The 21,963-nt window shown below is 61.9% G+C and carries 19 protein-coding genes; 15 read left to right on the top strand and 4 right to left on the bottom strand.

What is annotated here, in order from left to right; all coding sequences use genetic code 11:
* Positions 1–97: 97 nt before the first annotated feature.
* Complete coding sequence (gene gloB / locus K3F44_RS03670; protein WP_220633360.1) at positions 98–877, bottom strand: hydroxyacylglutathione hydrolase; 780 nt, start codon at positions 875–877, stop codon at positions 98–100.
* Positions 878–961: 84 nt separating this feature from the next.
* Here gloB and K3F44_RS03675 point away from each other — a divergent pair, with 84 nt between their 5' ends.
* The 3 genes from K3F44_RS03675 to dnaQ are packed head-to-tail and all read left to right on the top strand — an operon-like array spanning position 962 to position 3,016.
* Positions 962–1,738, top strand: coding sequence for a class I SAM-dependent methyltransferase (locus K3F44_RS03675; protein ID WP_101318228.1), 777 nt, complete (start codon positions 962–964; stop codon positions 1,736–1,738).
* Between the two features lie 23 nt (positions 1,739–1,761).
* Positions 1,762–2,214 carry a ribonuclease HI gene (rnhA, locus tag K3F44_RS03680; protein ID WP_101318230.1) on the top strand — a complete coding sequence of 151 codons (453 nt, stop codon included), beginning with the start codon at positions 1,762–1,764 and terminating at the stop codon, positions 2,212–2,214.
* 58 nt (positions 2,215–2,272) lie between these two features.
* The gene (gene dnaQ / locus K3F44_RS03685; protein ID WP_224785558.1) at positions 2,273–3,016 is read left to right on the top strand and encodes a DNA polymerase III subunit epsilon; all 744 of its coding nucleotides are present in this window, start codon (positions 2,273–2,275) and stop codon (positions 3,014–3,016) included.
* A 51-nt stretch (positions 3,017–3,067) separates the two neighbouring features.
* Here the strand turns inward: dnaQ and K3F44_RS03690 are convergent, their stop codons facing one another.
* Complete coding sequence (locus tag K3F44_RS03690; protein ID WP_101318276.1) at positions 3,068–3,286, bottom strand: hypothetical protein; 219 nt, start codon at positions 3,284–3,286, stop codon at positions 3,068–3,070.
* 157 nt (positions 3,287–3,443) lie between these two features.
* On the opposite strand from K3F44_RS03690, the gene K3F44_RS03695 reads away from it, so the two are divergent.
* Complete coding sequence (locus K3F44_RS03695; RefSeq protein WP_101318278.1) at positions 3,444–4,004, top strand: NADPH-dependent FMN reductase; 561 nt, start codon at positions 3,444–3,446, stop codon at positions 4,002–4,004.
* A gap of 8 nt (positions 4,005–4,012) precedes the next feature.
* Here K3F44_RS03695 and phnX read toward each other — a convergent pair whose 3' ends face one another.
* Both phnX and K3F44_RS03705 read right to left on the bottom strand, forming a co-directional pair.
* On the bottom strand, positions 4,013–4,840 hold the full coding sequence (gene phnX / locus K3F44_RS03700; protein ID WP_101318280.1) for a phosphonoacetaldehyde hydrolase: 828 nt from the start codon (positions 4,838–4,840) through the stop codon (positions 4,013–4,015).
* A 1-nt stretch (position 4,841) separates the two neighbouring features.
* A complete protein-coding gene (locus K3F44_RS03705) occupies positions 4,842–5,972 on the bottom strand; it encodes a 2-aminoethylphosphonate--pyruvate transaminase (RefSeq protein ID WP_150569668.1) in 1,131 nt (376 codons plus the stop codon).
* Between the two features lie 112 nt (positions 5,973–6,084).
* Between K3F44_RS03705 and K3F44_RS03710 the strand changes: the two genes are divergently transcribed.
* From K3F44_RS03710 to K3F44_RS03760, 11 genes are all read left to right on the top strand, one after another.
* Positions 6,085–6,954 (top strand): LysR substrate-binding domain-containing protein, encoded by an 870-nt coding sequence (locus K3F44_RS03710; RefSeq protein ID WP_188035682.1) that lies wholly within the window; start codon positions 6,085–6,087, stop codon positions 6,952–6,954.
* A gap of 96 nt (positions 6,955–7,050) precedes the next feature.
* Positions 7,051–8,073: an AraC family transcriptional regulator gene (locus tag K3F44_RS03715; RefSeq protein ID WP_150569666.1), complete on the top strand. Its 1,023-nt coding sequence runs from the start codon at positions 7,051–7,053 to the stop codon at positions 8,071–8,073.
* 439 nt (positions 8,074–8,512) lie between these two features.
* On the top strand, positions 8,513–13,051 hold the full coding sequence (locus K3F44_RS03720) for an NEL-type E3 ubiquitin ligase domain-containing protein (protein WP_220633361.1): 4,539 nt from the start codon (positions 8,513–8,515) through the stop codon (positions 13,049–13,051).
* Between the two features lie 169 nt (positions 13,052–13,220).
* Complete coding sequence (locus tag K3F44_RS03725) at positions 13,221–13,988, top strand: SDR family NAD(P)-dependent oxidoreductase (RefSeq protein ID WP_150569664.1); 768 nt, start codon at positions 13,221–13,223, stop codon at positions 13,986–13,988.
* A gap of 12 nt (positions 13,989–14,000) precedes the next feature.
* A complete protein-coding gene (locus tag K3F44_RS03730) occupies positions 14,001–15,194 on the top strand; it encodes an acetyl-CoA C-acyltransferase (RefSeq protein WP_181108347.1) in 1,194 nt (397 codons plus the stop codon).
* Between the two features lie 8 nt (positions 15,195–15,202).
* The gene (locus K3F44_RS03735; RefSeq protein ID WP_101318294.1) at positions 15,203–16,330 is read left to right on the top strand and encodes an acyl-CoA dehydrogenase; all 1,128 of its coding nucleotides are present in this window, start codon (positions 15,203–15,205) and stop codon (positions 16,328–16,330) included.
* 13 nt (positions 16,331–16,343) lie between these two features.
* Positions 16,344–17,117, top strand: coding sequence for an enoyl-CoA hydratase (locus tag K3F44_RS03740; protein ID WP_101318296.1), 774 nt, complete (start codon positions 16,344–16,346; stop codon positions 17,115–17,117).
* A 189-nt stretch (positions 17,118–17,306) separates the two neighbouring features.
* Positions 17,307–18,827 carry an aldehyde dehydrogenase family protein gene (locus K3F44_RS03745; protein ID WP_150569662.1) on the top strand — a complete coding sequence of 507 codons (1,521 nt, stop codon included), beginning with the start codon at positions 17,307–17,309 and terminating at the stop codon, positions 18,825–18,827.
* A gap of 102 nt (positions 18,828–18,929) precedes the next feature.
* Positions 18,930–19,001, top strand: a complete 72-nt coding sequence (pqqA, locus tag K3F44_RS03750) for a pyrroloquinoline quinone precursor peptide PqqA (protein WP_009394664.1) — start codon at positions 18,930–18,932, stop codon at positions 18,999–19,001.
* Positions 19,002–19,129: 128 nt separating this feature from the next.
* Positions 19,130–20,293 carry an alcohol dehydrogenase-like regulatory protein ErcA gene (gene ercA, locus K3F44_RS03755; RefSeq protein WP_150569661.1) on the top strand — a complete coding sequence of 388 codons (1,164 nt, stop codon included), beginning with the start codon at positions 19,130–19,132 and terminating at the stop codon, positions 20,291–20,293.
* Positions 20,277–21,944, top strand: coding sequence for a NahK/ErcS family hybrid sensor histidine kinase/response regulator (locus K3F44_RS03760; RefSeq protein WP_103436797.1), 1,668 nt, complete (start codon positions 20,277–20,279; stop codon positions 21,942–21,944). Before ercA ends, K3F44_RS03760 begins: the two co-directional genes overlap by 17 nt.
* Positions 21,945–21,963 lie beyond the last annotated feature (19 nt).

The following is a 21,963-nucleotide window of genomic DNA, read 5'->3' on the forward strand; positions in this document are numbered from 1 at the left end:
CTGGGGCAGGTATCCGGGTGAAAAAGTTGGGCGATTCTAGGAACCGCTTTTGCCCGGGTCAACCTTTGCCCCTCAATTACGATATATCTTGAGGTTATCAGAAGCCGTCTTTCCAAGACCTCAAGGCAGCAAAAACAGCAGCTTGGCCTTCGTTTGAATGTCCCTTCCATTCGTCTGCTTTTTGTTTAACGGATGTTTCTGCGGTACGCAAAAAAGGGTTGGTAAGGCGTTCCAGGCCAATGGTGGAAGGCAGCGTTATGCGCTCATCTGCGCGCAGTCTGGTCACCTCCTCAAAGCGCGCGAGCACATCCGAATTGCTCGGTTCGACGGCCTTGGCGAAGCGCAGGTTGCTCAGGGTGTATTCATGGGCGCAGTAGACCTCGGTGGCGTCAGGCAGGGCGGCGAGGCGCTCAAGCGAGTTGTGCATCTGCGCAGGCGTGCCCTCGAACAAACGGCCGCAACCGCCGGCAAACAGCGTGTCGCCACTGAACAGCACGGGTGTCGGCGTCTGTGCGGTATAAAAGGCGATGTGGCCAAGGGTGTGCCCGGGCATCGCCAGCACCTCGAAGGTCAGCCCCAACGCGGTGACCTGGGCATTGTCCTCGAGCGCCAGGTCACGGCCTGGGATCTGCTCGCTGGCCGGACCGCTGACCCGCGCCCCGGTGGCTCGCTTGAGCTCGGCAACGCCGCCGACATGATCGTGGTGATGGTGGGTGATGAGGATATCCTTCAGCTCCCAGCCTGGGTTGGCCGCAAGCCAGTCCAGCACCGGTTGGGCGTCACCAGGATCGACCACCGCACACTGGCGTTTGGCAGTATCCTGTAACAACCAGATGTAGTTATCAGAGAAAGCGGGTAGTGCATCGATCTGTATCATGTGCGGATCCGAATCATCTGCCGTGGGACATAAGGGCATCTTAGCCGCGATGGTGCGGCGGGAGAACCTTGGAGGGAAGACGCAATGACCGACCAAGCCTTTGCCCAGGCCGACCCTGAATGGGTCGAGCTGATCAGCCTGGCCCGCGAATGGTTTCAAGGCCCTGTTGGGCAGTTGATGCTGCGCGAAGAAGAAAAGTTGCTTGAAACTGAACTCGCGCGTTTTTTTGGTGGTTATCTGGTGCATTACGGGCCAGGGGCTGAGGCGCCGCCGCATGCCAAGCAGGTGCATCGCAATGTGCGCCTCGGTGCGCCGTTGCCAGGGGTTGAAATCGTCTGCGAAGAACAGGCCTGGCCGCTCGCCGAACATGCGGCGGACGTCGTGGTGCTGCAGCACGGGCTGGACTTCAGCCTGTCGCCTCACGGCCTGCTGCGCCAGGCCGCCAGTGCGGTGCGTCCGGGTGGCCATCTGCTGATCGTCGGTATCAACCCATGGAGCAGTTGGGGCATGCGCCACCTGTTCAGCAAAGGCGCCTTGCGCAAGGCACGTTGCATCCCGCCGTCGCGGGTCGGTGACTGGCTCAACCTGCTCGGCTTTGCGCTGGAGAAACGCCGCTTCGGCTGTTATCGTCCGCCGCTTGCTTCACCGGCCTGGCAGCAGCGCCTCACCGGGTGGGAGCGGGTAGCCGGTGGCTGGCAGATGTCAGGTGGCGGCGTCTACCTGCTGATAGCGCGCAAGATGGTAGTCGGCCTGCGGCCACTGCAACCGGCCCGGCGTGAGCCGATGGGCAAACTGCTGCCGCTGCCCCTGGCCAAGGTCAATCGCGACCCGGCCAACCGCGACCATCATCCGGGTCGATAAATTACAGCGAATTAAGGCAGTACATGAGCGAAGAAAGCATCGAGATGTTTACCGACGGCGCCTGCAAGGGCAATCCGGGCCCTGGCGGCTGGGGCGTGCTGATGGTGTACAAGGGCGTCGAAAAGGAACTCTGGGGTGGCGAGCTGGAGACCACCAACAACCGCATGGAGCTGATGGCGGCCATCGAGGGCCTCAAGGCGCTCAAGCGTGAATGCGAGGTTGTGCTGACCACCGACTCGCAGTACGTCATGAAAGGCATCAACGAGTGGATGGCCAACTGGAAGAAGCGCGGCTGGAAGACCGCGGCCAAGGAGCCGGTGAAAAACGCCGACCTGTGGCGCGAGCTAGACGAGCAGGTCAACCGGCACAAGGTCACCTGGAAGTGGGTGCGCGGGCATATCGGCCATCATGGCAACGAACGCGCCGACCAGTTGGCCAACCGCGGCGTCGACGAAGTTCGCGCGCGTCACAAGTAATCCGACGCTGGGGTATACTCCCGGCTCTTTTTTGTCGTAGCAGTTGGAGCCACCGCCCGTGGAGCAGCAGAACACCCGATACGTCGTCCTCGATACCGAAACTACCGGCATGCCGGTTGGCGAGGGTCATCGGATCATCGAAATCGGTTGCGTCGAAGTGCTGGGCCGGCGCCTGACCGGGCGCCATTTCCATGTTTATCTGCAGCCTGACCGCGAGAGTGACGAGGGCGCGATTGGCGTCCACGGCATCACCGACGCATTCCTGATCGGCAAGCCGCGCTTCGCTGAAGTGGCTGACGAGTTCTTCGACTTCATTCAGGGCGCGCAGCTGGTCATCCACAACGCGGCTTTCGACGTTGGCTTCATAAACAACGAATTCGCTCTGCTTGGCCAGCATGATCGCGCCGATATCTCCAAACACTGCGGCATCCTCGATACCCTGATGCTGGCGCGTTCGCGCCACCCAGGCCAGCGCAACAGCCTCGACGCCTTGTGCAAACGCTACGGTATCGACAACTCCGGACGTGAGCTGCACGGCGCGTTGCTCGACTCGGAATTGCTGGCGGATGTCTACCTGGCCATGACCGGTGGCCAGACCAGCCTGTCGCTGGCTGGGCATGGTGCTGATGGCGAGGAGGGAAGGGACAGTGACGGCAGTGAGATTCGCCGGATCGTCGGGCGTCAGCCGCAGCCTGTGTTGATGGCTTCTGCTGAAGAGCTGGAGGCGCATGCTCAGCGTCTCGCGGCGGTGGCCAAGTCTGCCGGCGGCCCGGCGCTGTGGCAGAGTCTGAGCGAGGCCTGATCAGGCCTGCATGCGGGCCCTCCGTGGCCTGCTGGTTGCCGCAAGGCTGAATCAGGGAATGCGGATGATCTCGACGCCACTCTGGGTCAGCTCGAAGCGATCTTCACCCAGGTGCCGAACGCGATCGCCAATAGCCAGTCGATAGCTGGTAATCGGTTCACCATGGGCACTGCCGTCGTCCTGAAAGGTCGATTCCTGGAATTCGTGCACGGGGTAGATTCGGCCTTCGGCGTCACGGGCGTGAAATTGGCCGACCAGTACTGCTGCCATTTTGGGGGGAAACCTCTGAAAAATTGGAGAAATGTCTGCAGTCATAGACCAGTGAAACCGCCGGGAAGTTTTCTTGCAATGGGAAAAAAACCTCGGCGGCGAAACACGGTCATCTATAACTACTAACTCCATCAACCAGCAGAGGTTGTAAAACGCCATGAGCCAGGTGTATTCGGTAGCAGTTGTAGTCGGCAGCTTGCGCAAGGATTCCTACAATCGCAAGGTGGCCAAGGCCCTGGGTGAGCTGGCGTCCTCCAGCCTCAGCTTGAAGATCATCGAGATCGGCGATTTGCCGCTGTACAACGAAGATGTAGAGAGTGCCGGTGCGCCGCAGCCCTGGCAGCGTTTTCGTGACGAGATCAAGCGTAGTGACGCGGTGCTGTTCGTCACACCGGAGTACAACCGCTCGCTGCCCGGTTGCTTGAAGAACGCCATTGACGTTGGCTCGCGGCCTTATGGGCAAAGTGCCTGGGGCGGCAAGCCAACGGCTGTGGTGAGCGTTTCGCCCGGTGCAGTGGGTGGCTTTGGCGCCAACCATGCGGTGCGCCAGTGCCTGGTGTTCCTCGATATGCCATGCATGCAGATGCCCGAGGCATATATCGGCGGGGCGGCGACCCTGTTCGATGATGCCGGCAAGCTCAATGACAAGACTCGGCCGTTCCTGCAGGCATTCATCGACAAGTTTGCAGCCTGGGTGAAGCTCAACCGCGCGGTATAACACCGCTCCTACGCGGACTGGGGCATTTCGCCTTTGGCCAGGCGCTGGTTGATATCGGCAACGACCTCGGGGAGGTCGTTGATGGTGTCGACCAGGTAGTGCGGTCGCGCGCTTTCAAACAGTGCGTGAATCCGCTGCCGTTCACGCGCGAGTGTGCCCGCATCCAGCGCCTGGTACTCCTCCCAGGTCAGCCCCAAGGCATTCCCTGAGCAGACCAGCGCCACTGTCCACATACCGGCGCGGCGGCCTTCGAGGATACCTGGCACGGTGTCATCAACCTTGACGCAAGCACCGACGTCATCGATGCCCAAGGCAATCACATTGGCCAGCGCCTGCGCCGGCCAAGGGCGGCCATTGGGCGTTTCATCGGTCGCTACCACATGGTCGGCAACATAGCCGTTGCACTTGGCCAACTCGACCACCTTGTCCATGACTACCTTGGGGTAACCCGAGCACGAGCCAATCTTCAGGCCATCTGCACGTAGCCCAGTCAGCGTTTGCAGTGCGCCGGGGATCAATGCCGAGTGCACGGCGATCTTGTCGATTTGCAGTGGCATGAAGCGTTGATAAATGGCGGTCACGTCGTCATCGCTTGGCGTGCGGCCAAATACCTTGCGGTAGCGTTCGGCAATTGCCGGCTGATCGCACAAGGTGCGGATATGGTCCCACTTGCCCATGCCCATCGGCCCGCGGGCCTCTTCAATGGACACTTCGACGTCGAACTCGGCGAACGCCTCAACAAAGATCTGCGTGGGCGCGAACGAGCCGAAGTCGACCACGGTGCCCGCCCAGTCAAGAATGGCGGCTTGCAGGCGGGTTGGGTTGGTGTAGTTCATGTCACAGAGCCTCGCTCAAGAGTTGACTGCTGGTGTGCACCTGCATTTCCCGCAGCACCTGGGCCACGGCATCGACTGCTGCCTGCATGCCCTGCGCACCGACGGCACCGATGCAGCCAACGCGGAAGGTTTCGACCTGGGTCAGCTTGCCCGGGTAGAGGATGAAGCCTTTGGCCTTGACCCGTTCGTAGAAGTCCTGAAATCGGTAGCGTGGATCATCCGGTGCATGGAAGGTGACGATGATCGGCGCCTGAATGGCAGCCGGGAGGAAGCTGCGCAGGCCGATCGCCGCCATACCGTCGAGCAACGTCCGGCAGTTGTCGGCGTAGCGCTGGTGTCTGGCCTGCAGGCCGCCTTCTTCGGTGTATTGCTTGAGTGCCTCGTGCAGGGCGGCGACCACGTGGGTAGGCGGGGTAAAACGCCACTGGCCGGTCTTGGCCATGTAGGCATGCTGGTCGTACAGGTCCATGGCCAGCGATTGGCAGTTACCCTCGGCGGCTGCCAAGGCGGTTTTTTCCGCGAACACGAAGCCCATCCCGGGGACGCCCTCAAGGCATTTGCCGGAAGCGGCGATCAGCGCTTCGAACGGCACTTCTCGAGCGTCGATCGGCAATGCGCCAAACGAGCTCATCGCATCGATGATCAGGTGTTTGCCATGGCTATGCACTACATCGGCGATGGCTTTGAGCGGGTTGAGGATGCCGGTGCTGGTCTCGCAGTGGATCAGCGCCACGTGGGTAAGTTCGGCATCTGCTGCCAGCAGCCGTTCGACATCGGCGGCGGTAGTGGGCTGGTCCTCGGCGGTTTCGAAGGTGCTGTAACGACGGCCAAGCACTTTGCAGATTTTGGCCAGGCGCTGACCGTAGGCGCCGTTGATCAGCACCAGCACCTTGCCGTCGCGCGGTACCAGTGTGCCGATGGCCGCTTCTACGGCGAAGGTGCCGCTGCCTTGCAACGGTACGCAGTGATGGCTGGCGCTGGCATCGAGAATGGCTAACAACTGTTCGCAGACGCTGGCGGTAAGTTGGTTGAAATCACGGTCCCAGGAACCCCAGTCCACCAGCATCGCTTGGCGGGTGCGCAGAGAGGTAGTGAGGGGGCCTGGGGTCAGCAGAATCGGGGCATTGCTCATTGCGTGAATCCTCGCAAGCGGTGGGCTGAGACTGCGAGATCAAGGTTGCAATTGGGCGTGCTATCAATCAAATTGTTTGTTGTTATGCCAGCCATAAGTCAGGCCGATAGCTATGAACCTGTTCCAGTTACGTGCGTTTGATGCTGTTGCCCGTGAAGGCAGCTTTACCCGCGCCGCAGCACGTCTGTTCATCAGCCAGCCGGCGGTGACCGGGCACGTCAAGGCGCTGGAGGAGCACTACCAGATCACCTTGCTGCGGCGTACCGCCCGACGGGTGGAACTGACTGAAGAAGGCACGCGGCTGGCGGCCATTACCCGCGCGATGTTCGGCCTGGCCGAAGAGGCGCAGACTATGCTTGAGGCCAACCGCCAGTTGTTGACCGGGCGCCTGGAGGTGGCCGCCGATGGGCCGCACCGGGTCATGCCAATGCTTGCCCAGTTACGCGCTCGTTATCCCGGTATCACCGTCAACCTGCGCTTGGGCAACGCTCAGGAAACGTTGGCGGCACTACTTAGCGAACATGCCGATGTCGCAGTGCTTACCGAAGTTGAGCCGCGCAAGGGGCTCTATCTGCGTAGCCTTGGCCAGTCGCAACTATGCGCATTGCTGCCGGTTGCGCACCGATGGGCGGCAACTGCAGCTGCTCAGGCGCTGCCGCTGGAGGCTCTGGACAAACAGATCATGGTGTTGCGCGAGCCTACTTCAATTACCCGCCGCACGTTTGACCGCGCCTGCGCTCAGGCGGGGCTGCAGCCGCGGGTGCTGCTTGAGCTGGACAGCCGCGAGGCGGTAACCGAGGCAGTTGCGGCGCAACTGGGTATTGGCATCGTCTCGTCGATGGAAGTCGCGCATGATCCGCGGGTGGTGGCTCGGCCGCTGGCCGGCGACGGGTTGCTTAATCAACACATGCTGGGTTGCCTCGAGCGGCGTCGTGAGTTGCGCTTGATCCAGGCCTTTATCGAACTTGCCGTTGCCCCCTGAGAGACCGGCAGGGTCAGTCAGTTACAGCTCAGAGTGGCAATCGACGGTTTTTTCTACTGCCGGTCTAAGACGCCAGCAGCCTGTTACGGACAGACAATGAGCGAGAAAGACACTATTTCCATGCAGCTGGTGCGCGAAGCGTTGCTGCAGACAAGCACAGACAAGATCGCCGACCATGCGTTGCTGGCGCGCGCGGGCATCGATGCCAAGCAATTGGGGCAAGCCGAGGCGCGGGTGCCTGCTCAGGCCTATGCACGTCTGTGGCGGCTGTTGGCACGTCGTTGCAATGATGAGTTTTTCGCGATGGATGCGCGTGGGCTGCGCCGTGGCAGTCTCGCTTTTGTCTGCCGAGCGAGCATGTTGCAGCCCACTGTCGGAGCGGGCCTGCACACCGTTCTGGATTTTCTTGCACTGATGCTTGAAGACTTGCGGCCGGCATTGGCTGGCGAGCACGGGTTGGCGGAGATCGTGATCCAGGAGCCGCTGCAGGCGCCTCGTCGCGCTTTTACCTATTTCACCTTGTGGATGATAGTGCATGGCGTAGCGTGCTGGCTGGCCGGGCGCCGTATCCCGATCCTGGCCATAGATTTGCGCTGCAGCGAACCGCCGTTCTGCGACGACTACCGCGTCATGTTCTCGCAGAGCCTGCACTTCGACCGACCGCGCACACGTATGGTGATTTCCAGTGAGTGCCTGCAATGGCCGGTCAAGCGCAGCGCGGATGACCTGCAACGTTTTCTTGGTGAAGCGCCCGGCAATATTCTGGTCAGGTATCGCGATCCGGACAGCCTGGCGCGGCGCATCCGCAGTGACCTGTTGCGGCTGCCGCCAGCTGACTGGCTGGATGCCGACAGCCTGGCGCGGCAACTGCATCTGTCCGCTTCGACCTTGCGTCGGCGTCTGGCGGAAGAAGGACAGACATACCAAGGCTTGAAGGACAGTGCGCGGCGCGAGCTGGCAACAGCCTGGCTGACCGATCCGGGCGTCGCGCTGGATGAAGTCGCCGAACGCTTGGGCTTTGCTGATTCCAGCTCTTTTTATAAAGCGTTTCGCAAATGGTTTGGCTGCAATCCGGGACATTACCGGACGCTGATCCTAGGCCGCCACTCCAGTCCCTGATTTCCCCTGCAATTTCGAGGCGCCACGCCCCATGGTTGCTGGATTCCGACTTCAGGATCCAGTCCCAGGCCGCATGCCATCCTCCCTGCAAAAATCGAACAAGCGACTGATCAGTTCATCGGGACTATCCTTGCGGACTGGCTGAGGCGGGCTTCTTACGAGGGCACTGCTCTGGTCTATCCGGCCGTGCAGGCCACTGGGTCAGGCGTGCAGGTTGTGAGCAGAGACCACGCACGTATCGTCGAGGTTTGCCGTCAGGTAGATGTAGGCAAAGGCTACCAGACTCATCTGGATGAGGTACTGGAGGCACGCGAAGTTGACGGGTCTTGACCTGGGCGCATTGAAAAGGCATGAAGCGTGAGCCCGATAACGCTTCCCGCTGCCTACACAGCATAGCTGGCGTCACCTTGGAGGCCCTCTTATTCAAGGATCGCCAACCATGCCCCTGACACCGCCCACCCCAGCTGACGTCGCTGAACTGCGCATGGCCAATGCCACCGATGAGTTTATTGGTGACATCCTCCCGGTATGGCTCAAGCAGGCCTCTGCCGGCCAGATCAATCGGTTACGTGACCGTTTCAACCGGTATCGGCAAAGCCAGCAGCGATTGCGCGCGGCAACCCTGGACTTGATTCCGTTGCACGCTTTCGCGCAAGACCAGTTCAGCGCTTTATTGGCCGACAGGCTGCCTGCCGGGACCAAGCTGGAGGAGCTGCAATGGCTGGAGGTCCGCCGTAAATTCGGCCGTGTACCAGGCGCGCTCTGGCCATTCTATGTCCCTGATGTGGTTCGTGCACCGGGTCTTTTGCGTTTGATGCAGAACTTCCTTACCGAAGACAGCCTGCTGCAGGGCAGCGGCCTGGCTGCTGTGGGCAGTGAAGCAGTGCTTTCGGGTGATCCAGTGTCACTGGCAGCGGCCTGTCGCACGTTGGATGTGGGCGCTCAGTATCAGCGCCAGTTAGCCAAGGTGTTCAGTGCTTCGACCTGCGACATGTTGGTGGCGGACAAGCGCGCAGGGTTGGCGTTGGCAGCGGAAATCGCTGCGCTGAAGGGCGATGTCAGCGCTGCTGAGCAGATCGCCCTGGAGGAGGTTGCCCGCGGCCATTACGATGCCAATCAGCAGGGGTTGCGCGGTTTCCCAGGGTTGTTGAGCATTCTTGGTTGCACCACAAGCGATGCCGTGGTCATCCAGATGCGCGATAGCTTGGGTGAGGATCAGGGCCTCGTGCTCTATCTTCCCAGTGATCCGGGGCGCGCTCTACAGCGCTTCGAGGACTGGCACGCACTGGCCAGGGAACTGGTCCGTCAGTTGCGCGCGCCGGCCGATCGACAGCGGCTCAGTCAGCTGATTTCGCTCAGCGAGCGACCTGCATTTCTCACCACGCTTGCCAAGCGGCTCGACGACTCGGTGCCTGACCTGACGTTGCAGCGCATCACTCCCCAGCGCAATGTGTTCATCGAACTGGTCGATCTGCAGGTGCAGCGCGTGCACGAGGACGCGCGGCTGCTGTTGGTACCCACTGCAGAAGCAGACCGCGCGGCGCGCGCGCAGCGTCTGCAGAGCTGGCAAGCGGCAGGTCTGGGGCTGGTCAACCTGGCAGGATTGTTCATTCCGGGAGTTGGCGCATTACTATTGGGACTGTTGGTGGTGCAAACCTTGTCCGAAGTCTATGAGGGGGCGGTCGACTGGCTGCATGGCCACCAGCATGAAGCGCTGGATCACATGCTGGGCGTGGCCGAAAGCCTGGCGGTAACTGCGGCGATTGCTGGCGGGGCCGCCGTGGTGGCACGCGGGTTTACTCGCAGCGCTTATGTTGGCGCGCTGGAGCCGGTGCGTCTTGGCAACGGAGATATGCGCTTGTGGTGTGCGGATTTGACCAAGTACCGAACGCAGCCGGATGACAGCGGACTCCAGGCCGACGGCCTGTATGGCAACGCAGAACGCCGCTGGATGAGGCACGAGGGGCATTACTACGAGGTGCACCGAGCGACCCCCGAGGGGCCGTGGCGCCTGCGTCATCCACAGCGTGAGGGCGCATATGGCCCGGTGGTCGAGTTCAACGGCGAACGTGGCTGGCGGTTGCGTCTGGAGCGTCCGCTCGAGTGGGACGACAACGCCCTCATGCTTGAGCGGTTGTGGCCGCTGGATCCGCCTGTGGATGGCGTCCAGGCAGCGCGGATCATGCAGGTTGCCAGAGTCGACCAGGATGAGCTGCGTGGCTTGCTGGTGGCCAATCGACCCTTGCCGGTAAACCTGCGTGAAACCCTGCGCCGCTTCGATGCGGATGCTCGCACCCAGCGCTTCTTTGCCAGCCTGGAGGGAGCCACCAGGGTCAAAAGCGATGCGCAGGTCCAGGCCTGGTGTTTGGCCCAGCCCGGCTTGGTGGGGCTCGACGCCGACGCCATGCGCGAGGCCTTGCTCAGCCAGCAGGCAACACTGCGTCAACGCCTGTTCGAGCACCTCAGCAGGGTCGAGCTGCCCACCAACGACGGCTTGCTCGATAGGGTACGGCGGGATTTTCCGGGTCTGCCCGGCGCCTATGCACTCACTGCTGTGCAAGACGCCAGCCAGACGCAACGGGAAATCGCGATTCGTGAGGACCGGCTGCCGTTGCAGATCGCCACGCGGGCCCGCGCCTTGCTCGCTCTGGCGCGGATCAACCGGGCCGTAGAGGGGTTGTATCTGGCCAATGGGGTGGTCAGCTACAGTGGGGAGCTGGCCATCGCCCTGCTGCGGCGCACACCTAACTGGCCAGTTGCGGTCAATCTGGAACTGCGCGAGGGAAGCGAGAATGGCCGCCTGCTGGCGATCCTTGACCCACAAGGCGAACCGGCAGCCAGGACAGTGCTGGTGGTGCGCAATGGCCGGGTGCGTCTTTATGACAGCCAAGGGCTGGAACGTGAAGAAGAAGTCAGTGAACCTGCAGGCTTCTTCGAAGCGATAAGCGCATTGCTCTCGGCCGCACAGCTTGAGCGCTTGCCCGATCCGCAGGCACAACCCACCGAGCGCCTGCGCGCTGCGGCGACTTCACACTTGCCCGCCAGTAACAGCGCCCTGCGCGGCCTGCTTGGCTGGCCGGCCCAGGCGCCGTGGTTCAACCCCGGGCGACGCCTGGCAGATGGGCGTGTCGGCCACCTGCTGAGCGGCCGTGGCCAGGGGCTGCTGCAATCCCCCTCTCAGGTCCTGCGGGCACGCGTGCGGGCGCTGCATCCAGGATTCACGGATGCTGAAATCTCCGAGTACCTGCAGAGGCTGCTGCAGTCACCCGTGTCGCCGATGATGCTGCTGCTGCAACAGGAGGAGGCCTATGCGGCACTCGATTCCAGTCTCAACCAGTGGCAAAGCGCCGAACTTGACGAGTCAAGAAGTCGTCTGCGTGGGCAATTTGGCGACAGCCTGCGCCGGGCCTGGCGGCTGGAGGGTGACGCCATGGAGGTGCGCGACGATGCCCAAGCGAACATGCGTCTGGATTTGAGCGGCTTCCCTATCCGCACGCTGCCGGTGTTTCCGTCGACTGTAGAGTTCAGTCATGTTGCCGAGCTGATAATGACCGATCTACAGGTCGACACTGTGCCGGTGAATTTTCTACGGGCGTTTCCGCGGCTGCGTAGCCTTGGTTTCAACAGTAATCAGTTGCTGAGTCTGCCACGCGGGTTGGCTTATCTGGTCGATCTGGAAGTGCTGCGTCTTGCCCACAACCGCATTCGTCTGACAGCCGACGACCTGACCGTAATCAGCAGCCTCCCGCGCCTTGCCCACTTGGACCTCAGCTACAACCCCATCGGTTTCCTGCAGTTGCACTTCAATCATATCTCCCATTTGCGCGAACTGCGGCTGCGTCATTGCCGGCTTGGCGTGTGGCCGTTCGGGCTGGGGGTGTGTGGTTCCCTTGAACATGTCGACCTGCGCGACAATCAAGTGCTGGCATTGCCCGACGATATCATGATGATGCCGTTGTCCTACCGGCGTGCTTTTCTGCTTGACCGCAACCCCATCCCAAGCGAAGAGGTCGTGCGTTTATACAGCGTTCAGGATTATCAGCGCCGGCATGCGATTGCCGAGCCCGAGCAGGAGTTGGCTGAGCCGCAGAGCAGCGGCAGCGCCGCCTGGATCTCGAGCGTGGCAGCAGAGGATCGCGCGGCGCGCCTGGCCCAGTGGAACACCCTGGCCGCCATGCCAGACAGCTCACGTTTGTTCGAGCTGCTGGAACAACTGCGATCGACGTCCGACTTCGCAAACCATCATCAGTACCTCGCAGAACAGGTCTGGACGGTAGTGGCTGCGTTGGAGGGCGACGCGCAGCTGCGCGAAACAATCTTCGCCAACATGCAGGACAGTCAGACCTGCGCCGACGGTATAGCCGAGCGTTTCAGCGATGTGCAATTGCAGATTCTGATTGGTCAGGCAAATCGCGATGGGGCGTTGCATGAGCGTGGCAGCCGCCTGATCGATCTGAATCGGCGATTGTTTCGCCTGGAGCGGTTGGATCGTTTTGCTCGTGCCGACATTGCCGAGCGAATCAGATCGCAGCGCGGTGTGGACGAGATTGAGGTGCTGCTTTACTACCGCGTTGAACTGGCTGCCGATCTGGATCTGCCCCTGCAACCGCGCAGCATGCAGTACGCCAGGACAGCTGCGGTCGGTCCGGATCAGCTCGCCGCTGCCTTGAGCGTAGTGCGTGCGGCACAAACCCAGGAAGCGCTTGCCCTCAGCCTGAGTCAGCGGGACTTCTGGCAAGCCTACCTGCGGGAGCGCCATGAAACCACGTTCGATGCGCTCATCGCCGAATATGCAGCGCAAGGCGAGCAACTGGATCAGGAGCGTGAGCAACTGACCAGCCAGGACTACACCCAGCGCTGGCAGGATTTGCTTGATGCCCGTGAAGCTGCACTGCAGGCCTTGAGCCTTGAACTGACCCGTGAAGCGCTGGAGCAGGACGCGACGCGCCTGAGCAGTACCTCGCCGGCTCAGGAGTGACCGTTCAGACCAGTCAACCGAGTTGACGCTTTTGGCCATTGCCGGCTGGGCATAGCGGCGCGAACATCGTCGGACCGCACATCAACAATAACCAAGCAGTCCGACGATGCGCATTGCCTGCCCGGTCCATACCGGGCTTCTTGCGGTCGAACCAGCAAGGAACCTACCCATGCATGTACAAGGCAAAAATTTCATTGTTACCGGTGCAGCCTCCGGGCTCGGCGCTGCCACCGCGCAGTCGCTGGTCCAGGCTGGCGCTCGAGTAATGCTGGTCGACCTCAATGCCGAGGCGGTTTCGGCCAAGGCCAGTGAGCTCGGCGACAATGCCCGCTTCACGGTTGCTGATATCTGTGATGAGCAGGCCGCCCAGGCTGCAGTCGCTGCGGCAGTCGCTGCCTTTGGCAGCCTGCACGGGCTGATCAACTGCGCCGGTATCGTCGGCGCTGAAAAAATCCTCGGCAAGCAAGGGCCGCATGGCCTGGCGAGTTTTGCCAAGGTCATCAACGTCAATCTGCTCGGCAGCTTCAATATGCTGCGCCTGGCCGCTGCGGCTATTGCCGATACCGCGGCGGATGCAGATGGCGAGCGCGGTGTGATCATCAATACCGCGTCGGTGGCTGCCTATGATGGGCAAATCGGCCAGGCCGCCTACGCCGCATCCAAGGGGGCGGTTGCCAGCCTGACGCTGCCGGCAGCACGCGAACTTGCACGTTTTGGTATCCGCGTGATGACCATTGCCCCAGGCATCTTTGAAACGCCGATGATGGCCGGCATGACTCAGGAGGTGCGCGACTCGCTGGCCGCCGGCGTGCCGTTCCCACCGCGCCTCGGTCGCCCCCAAGAGTACGCCGCGTTGGCCCTGCACATCATTGAAAACAGCATGCTCAACGGTGAGGTGATCCGCCTCGACGGCGCCCTGCGCATGGCTGCCCGCTAAGGAGAAGCACAGATGACCCTCGCCAACGATCCAATTGTCATTGTGAGTGCCGTGCGCACGCCCATGGGCGGCTTGCAGGGCGATCTGAAGAGCCTGACTGCACCGCAACTGGGCGCCGCGGCAATTCGTGCCGCCGTCGAGCGAGCCGGTGTCGAGCCGGCCAGTGTCGACCAGTTGTTGTTTGGTTGCGTACTGCCAGCCGGCCTGGGTCAGGCCCCGGCGCGTCAGGCTGCCTTGGGTGCAGGGCTGGATAAAAGTACCACCTGCACCACGCTGAACAAGATGTGTGGCTCAGGGATGCAGGCCACCATCATGGCCCACGATCTGCTGCTGGCCGGCAGCGCCGATGTGGTGGTGGCTGGCGGCATGGAAAGCATGAGCAATGCACCGTACCTGCTGGACAAGGCCCGCAGTGGCTACCGCATGGGCCATGGTCGGATGCTCGACCACATGTTCCTCGACGGCCTCGAAGATGCCTACGACAAAGGCCGCCTGATGGGCACCTTCGCCGAAGACTGTGCCCAGGCCGGTGGCTTTAGCCGCGAGGCCCAGGATGCCTTCGCCATCGCCTCGCTGACCCGCGCGCAAACAGCGATCAAAGAGGGCCGTTTCGCTGCTGAAATCGTTGCCGTTGAAGTGACCGAAGGCAAGCAGACGCGGCTGATCAGCGACGACGAACAGCCGCCCAAGGCGCGTCTGGACAAGATCCCGCAGTTGCGCCCGGCATTTCGCGAGGGCGGCAGCGTGACCGCAGCCAACTCAAGCTCGATCTCCGATGGCGCGGCGGCACTGGTGCTGATGCGTCGCTCGCAGGCAGAGCAACGCGGCCTCACCCCGCTGGCGGTAATCCACGGCCATGCAGCGTTCGCCGATGCACCGGCACTGTTCCCCACTGCCCCCATCGGTGCCATCGACAAGTTGCTCAAACGCACCGGCTGGAGCTTGGCCGAAGTGGATCTGTTCGAGATCAACGAGGCCTTCGCCGTGGTCACTCTGGCAGCCATGCAGCAACTCGATCTGCCCCATGACAAGGTCAATGTCCACGGCGGCGCCTGCGCGCTCGGCCACCCGATCGGTGCCTCTGGCGCGCGGATTCTGGTGACCCTGCTATCGGCTCTGCGCCAGAACAACCTGCGCCGTGGTGTGGCTGCGATCTGCATTGGCGGTGGCGAAGCGACTGCGATGGCCGTTGAATGTCTGTACTGAGGTGAACCATGCTGGTAACTGACGAGCAACAACAAATTGCCGATGCGGTACGAGATTTCGCCCAGGAGCGGCTCAAACCGTTTGCCGAACAGTGGGACAAGGAGCACCGCTTCCCCCGTGAGGCGATTGCCGAGATGGCCGAGCTTGGTCTGTTCGGCATGCTGGTGCCCGAGCAATGGGGCGGCAGCGATACCGGCTACGTCGCCTACGCCATGGCGCTGGAAGAAATCGCCGCCGGCGATGGCGCCTGCTCGACGATCATGAGCGTGCACAACTCGGTGGGCTGCGTGCCAATCCTGAAGTTCGGCAGCGAGCAACAGAAGCAGCAGTTTTTGCAACCGCTGGCCAGCGGCGCCATGCTGGGCGCTTTTGCCCTGACCGAACCGCAGGCCGGCTCTGACGCCAGTAGCCTGAAAACCAGAGCACGGCTGGATGGCGACCACTATGTACTCAACGGCAGCAAGCAGTTCATTACCTCCGGCCAAAATGCCGGGGTGGTGATCGTGTTTGCTGTCACCGACCCGGCTGCCGGCAAGCGTGGTATCAGTGCGTTCATCGTGCCTACCGATGCGCCTGGATACCAGGTTACTCGGGTCGAGGAAAAGCTCGGTCAGCATGCCTCCGACACTTGCCAGATCGTCTTCGACGATGTGCGCATACCGCTGGCCAATCGTCTGGGCGAGGAGGGTCAGGGCTACAAGATTGCCCTGGCCAACCTCGAAGGCGGGCGCATCGGTATTGCCTCGCAAGCGGTCGGCATGGCTCGCGCGGCTTTCGAGGTAGCGCGTGACTACGCCCGCGAGCGGCAAAGCTTCGGCAAGCCACTAATCGAGCACCAGGCCGTGGCGTTTCGCCTGGCCGACATGGCCACCCGCGTCGCCGTCGCCCGGCAGATGGTGCTGCACGCCGCAGCGTTGCGCGACGCCGGCCGGCCGGCGTTGCAGGAGGCTTCGATGGCCAAGCTGTTCGCCTCCGAAATGGCCGAAAAGGTCTGCTCGGATGCCTTGCAGACGCTCGGCGGTTATGGCTATCTGAGCGACTTCCCGCTGGAGCGGATCTACCGCGACGTGCGTGTCTGCCAGATTTACGAAGGCACCAGCGACATTCAGCGCATGGTCATTGCGCGCAACCTTTGAAGGAGCAACCTGCATGGCATTCGAAACCATACTGCTGGACATCCACGGCAAGGTCGGCCTGATCACCCTTAACCGGCCGCAGGCGCTGAACGCCCTTAACGCGCAGATCATCGCCGAGATCAACCAGGCGCTGGACCAGTTGGAGCAAGACCCACAGATCGGCTGCGTGGTCCTCACCGGTTCAGCCAAGGCCTTTGCTGCGGGTGCCGACATCAAGGAAATGGCCGAGCTCAGCTACCCGCAGATCTACCTTGACGATCTGTTCAGCGAGTCCGATCGGATCGCCAACCGGCGCAAGCCGATCATCGCCGCGGTGTCTGGTTTTGCCCTGGGCGGTGGCTGTGAGCTGGCGATGATGTGCGACTTCATTCTCGCCGCCGACAACGCCAAGTTCGGTCAGCCAGAAGTCAACCTCGGCGTGTTGCCGGGCATGGGTGGCACCCAACGCCTGACCCGCGCCGTGGGCAAGGCCAAAGCCATGGAACTGTGTCTGAGCGGTCGCTTGATGGGCGCCGAGGAAGCTGAACGCGCAGGGCTGGTGGCACGCGTCATCCCTCAGGCCGAGTTGCTTGAAGAAGCCTTGAAGGTGGCGGCAAGCATCGCCGCCAAGTCGATCCCGATCAGCATGATGGTCAAGGAGAGCGTCAACCGTGCCTTTGAAGTCACCCTCAGCGAAGGTGTGCGCTTCGAGCGTCGGGTGTTCCATGCAGCCTTTGCGACTCACGACCAGAAAGAAGGCATGGCCGCGTTTATCGGCAAGCGCGAGGCGCAGTTCAAGGACGCCTGAAAACGGCGCGCGGTCGCAGGCACGGCGCATGCCTGCAACCGCTCCCACTCAGTACCAAGGATCCGCCGCCGACCTGCGACCAAGGAAGCACAGCGTTTGGCCCTTCGCATCATTCAAGCAGGCCTTCGCACTGCCTAGTATCGGCTCATTGCCTGTCGCGCCGACGGGCCATGGACAGTCGAGGCTTTCATGATTTACGCCGCTCCCGGCACCGCCGGAGCCCTGGTGCAGTTCAAGCTGCGCTACGGCAACTACATCAACGGTCAGTTCGTGCCGCCGATCAAGGGCGAGTACTTCACCAACACCTCGCCAGTCAATGGCCAGCCGATTGCCGAATTCCCGCGCTCAGGCGCCGAGGACATCGACGCTGCACTGGATGCAGCGCACGCAGTAGCCGAGTCTTGGGGGCATACGTCGGTACAGGACCGTGCGTTGATTCTGCTGAAGATCGCCGACCGCATCGAAGCGCACCTCGAACAGCTGGCGATCACCGAGAGCTGGGACAACGGCAAGCCAATCCGCGAAACGCTCAACGCCGATGTGCCGTTGGCCGCCGACCATTTCCGCTACTTCGCCGGGTGCATCCGAGCTCAGGAAGGCGGCGCGGCCGAGATCAACCAGAACACCGTGGCCTACCACCTGCATGAGCCGTTGGGGGTGGTCGGGCAGATCATTCCGTGGAACTTCCCGCTGCTGATGGCCGCCTGGAAACTCGCACCGGCGCTGGCTGCCGGTAACTGCGTAATCCTCAAGCCTGCCGAGCAGACGCCTCAATCGATCACTCTGCTTGCAGAGCTGGTAGGCGATCTGCTGCCCGCCGGTGTGCTCAATATCGTCCACGGCTATGGCCGCGAAGCGGGCGAGGCGCTGGCCACCAGCAAACGCATCGCCAAGATCGCCTTTACCGGTTCCACCCCGGTGGGCTCGCACATCATGAAGTGCGCTGCCGAGAACATCATTCCGTCCACTGTGGAACTGGGTGGCAAGTCGCCGAACATCTTCTTCGAAGATATTCTCCAGGCCGAACCGGCCTTTATCGAAAAAGCCGCCGAAGGGCTGGTGCTGGCGTTCTTCAACCAGGGCGAAGTGTGCACCTGCCCATCGCGGGCGCTGGTGCAGGAATCGATCTATCCGCAGTTCATGCAGGTAGTGCTGGAGAAGATCCGCAAGATCAAGCGTGGCAACCCGCTCGACACCGAGACCATGGTCGGCGCGCAGGCTTCGCAGCAACAGTTTGACCGGATTCTTACCTACCTCGAAGTTGCCGAGCAGGAAGGCGCCGAGCTGCTCACCGGCGGTCAGGTCGAGCGGCTTGAAGGTGAGCTCGCTGGCGGTTACTACCTGCAGCCGACCCTGCTCAAGGGCCACAACGGCATGCGCGTGTTCCAGGAGGAAATCTTCGGCCCGGTAGTCAGCGTGACCACCTTCAAGGATGAGGCCGAGGCTCTGGCAATTGCCAACGATACCGAGTTCGGCCTGGGCGCCGGGGTCTGGACGCGTGATATCAACCGCGCCTATCGCATGGGCCGCGGGATCAAGGCTGGGCGAGTCTGGACCAACTGCTACCACCTGTATCCAGCGCATGCGGCGTTCGGTGGCTACAAGAAGTCTGGCGTGGGCCGCGAAACGCACAAGATGATGCTCGACCACTATCAGCAGACCAAGAACCTGCTGGTCAGCTACGACATCAACCCGCTCGGGTTCTTCTGAGCCTGCGGTAACAACCGGTTCTAAAGTAGCAATGGCATTACACCGGAAACGGTGTATCAATAGACGCACCGCAATCCTGTGGTGCCAGAAGAGGATGAACCCATGTGGAAAAAGCCCGCGTTCACTGATCTGCGTATTGGTTTTGAAGTCACGATGTATTTCGCCAACCGCTGAATCTTCTGGGGCCGCTACGCGGCCCTTTCCGCGATAGCAGGCCGCTGCGAGGGCGCGCCGATCCGATTGCAAACCCTTCAGGATGCTTTAGGCTGAGCTTCACCTTCAAAAAGAACAATAGGCGTTGCATGAGCGCGAATCCGAGCCAGTTGCGCAAGTTCGTTTCCCCGGAAATCATTTTTGGTGCCGGCTGCAGGCATCACGTTGCCAACTATGCGCGGACCTTCGGCGCGCGCAAGGTACTGCTGGTCAGTGACCCCGGCGTGCTGGCTGCCGGCTGGGTCGCCGACGTCGAGGCCAGTCTTCAGGGGCAGGGTATCGACTACTGCCTGCTTACCGATGTCTCGCCCAATCCTCGCGTTGAAGAAGTCATGGCCGGCGCCGAGCGCTACCGCAGCGAACAGTGCGACGTGATCGTCGCCGTCGGTGGCGGCAGCCCTATGGACTGCGCCAAGGGCATCGGCATCGTCGTCGCCCATGGCCGGCATATCCTCGAATTCGAAGGGGTCGACACCATTCGCGTGCCGAGCCCGCCGCTTATTTTGATCCCTACAACAGCAGGCACCTCAGCGGATGTGTCGCAGTTCGTGATCATTTCCAACCAGCAGCAACGGATGAAGTTTTCCATCGTCAGCAAGGCTGTGGTGCCAGACGTGTCGTTGATCGATCCGGAAACAACCCTGAGCATGGACCCGTTTTTATCCGCCTGCACCGGCATTGACGCCTTGGTGCATGCCATCGAGGCGTTCGTGTCGACCGGCCATGGCCCGCTGACCGACCCACATGCGCTGGAGGCGATGCGCCTGATCAACGGCAATCTGGTACAGATGATCGCCAGCCCCAACGATATTGTCCTGCGCGAAAAGGTCATGCTCGGCAGCATGCAGGCGGGGCTGGCGTTTTCCAATGCCATTCTTGGCGCCGTGCACGCCATGTCGCACAGCCTTGGCGGGTTTCTCGACCTGCCCCATGGGTTATGCAATGCGGTGCTGGTCGAGCATGTGGTGGCGTTCAATTACAGTGCGGCGCCAGAGCGCTTCAAAATGATTGCGCAGACGCTGGGGATTGATTGTCGTGGGCTCAATCATGAACAGGTGCGCAAGCGTCTGGTCGATCACCTGATCGCGTTGAAGCATGCGGTGGGGTTTCACGAAACCCTTGGCCTGCATGGCGTCGGCAGCAGCGATATCCCGTTCCTGTCGCGCCATGCGATGGGCGATCCGTGCATTCTGACCAACCCGCGCAGCTCGAGCCTGCGAGATGTCGAGGTGGTCTATGGCGAGGCCCTCTGAGCCAGGCGCCGATGCCCTGGCCGGATTATTGGGGTTGTCCAACCACACGGTGCGCAAGAGCCACTACCCTGAGCTGGCGGTGCGCCTGGAAGAGCTCGAGGCGGAGCGCAATCGCTACACCTGGCTGTTCGAGCACGCCGTGCACGGCATCTTTCAGGCCAGCCTGGAAGACGGCATGCGCGCAGCCAATCCGGCGCTGGCGCGCATGCTCGGCTACGACCACGCGCAGGCGTTGCTGTTCTCGCGCAGCGATCTGGCCAGCTTGCTGTTCGATCGGGGCACCGATGAGTTGGCCGAGATCGTCGCCACCCTCCAGCGCGAGCGCGCTTTGCTGGCCTATGAGACCCGCCTGCGCCGCCGTGATGGCAGCAGCGTCGATGTACTCATGAACCTGCTGTCGCGTCCGGACGAACCCGGCGTGGTCGAAGGTTTCGTGGCGGATATCACCGAGCGCAAGCAGGCTCAGGCACGCCTGCAGCAGCTCAATGACCAGCTTGAACAGCGGGTTGCCGAGCGCACCAATGAGCTGATCGAGGCGCGCGACGCCGCGCAGGCTGCCAACCTGAGCAAGGACAAGTATCTTGCTGCGGCCAGCCACGATTTGCTGCAGCCGTTGAATGCCGCCAGGTTGTTGATTTCGACCTTGCGCGAACGCGACCTGGCTGCAGCCGAAGGCCTGCTGGTCGAGCGTGCGCACCAGGCACTGGAAGGCGCTGAAGACTTGCTCAGCGACCTGCTGGATATCTCCCGCCTGGATCACGCGACCATCCAGCCCGATTTCGACTGTTATCGACTTGATGATCTGCTGTTACCGCTGGAGTCGGAGTTTCAGCCGGTTGCCGAGGCTGCCGGGCTGTCGCTGCGGGTGCGTGGTGGTCCGCCGGTGATACGCACCGATTTGCGCCTGCTGACGCGGATACTGCGCAACTTTCTCAGCAATGCCTGCCGTTACACCGAGCAGGGGCGGGTGCTGCTGGGCTGGCGGCGGCGCGGTGACAAGCTGAGCATCGAAGTCTGGGACAGCGGCCGTGGCATCGCCGCCGAGCGCTTGCAGTCAATCTTTCTCGAATTCAACCAGCTGGATGTCGGCCGGGCTGCCGACCGCAAAGGTGTCGGGCTGGGGCTGGCAATCGTCGAGCGGATCGCACGTATCCTTGAGTGCAAGATCGGCGTACGTTCCTGGCCGGACCGCGGTTCGGTGTTCAGCATCGAGGTGCCTATCTCCAGTCAGGAGCCGGCGCCAGCGAGCCTGCCGATTACGCAGGCTAGTGTCGGCGACCCTTTGCCTGGGCGGCGCCTGCTGGTGCTGGACAACGAGCTGAGTATCCGCCAGAGCATGGCGGCACTGCTCGGCCAGTGGGGCTGCGAGGTGTTGACCGCAGGGGATCTGCATGAATCGCTGCAAGTCCTGCAGGGGCGGCCACCGGAACTGGTGCTGGCGGATTTTCACCTTGATCAAGGCCTGACGGGTTGCCATGTTGTTCGCGACCTCAGGGCGCACTTTGCCTGCACGATTCCGGCGGTGATGATTACGGCTGATCGCAGCGAGCAGAGCCGGAGGGCCATGCAGCGGCTGAAGGCACCGCTGCTGAACAAACCGGTCAAGCCAGGCAAGCTGCGCGCTGTGCTCAGCCAATTGCTGGCACAGTGACTGTGGCTGGAGCAGGGGA

Source organism: Pseudomonas sp. S07E 245, assembly GCF_019599025.1.
Classification (GTDB): Bacteria; Pseudomonadota; Gammaproteobacteria; order Pseudomonadales; family Pseudomonadaceae; genus Aquipseudomonas; species Aquipseudomonas shirazensis.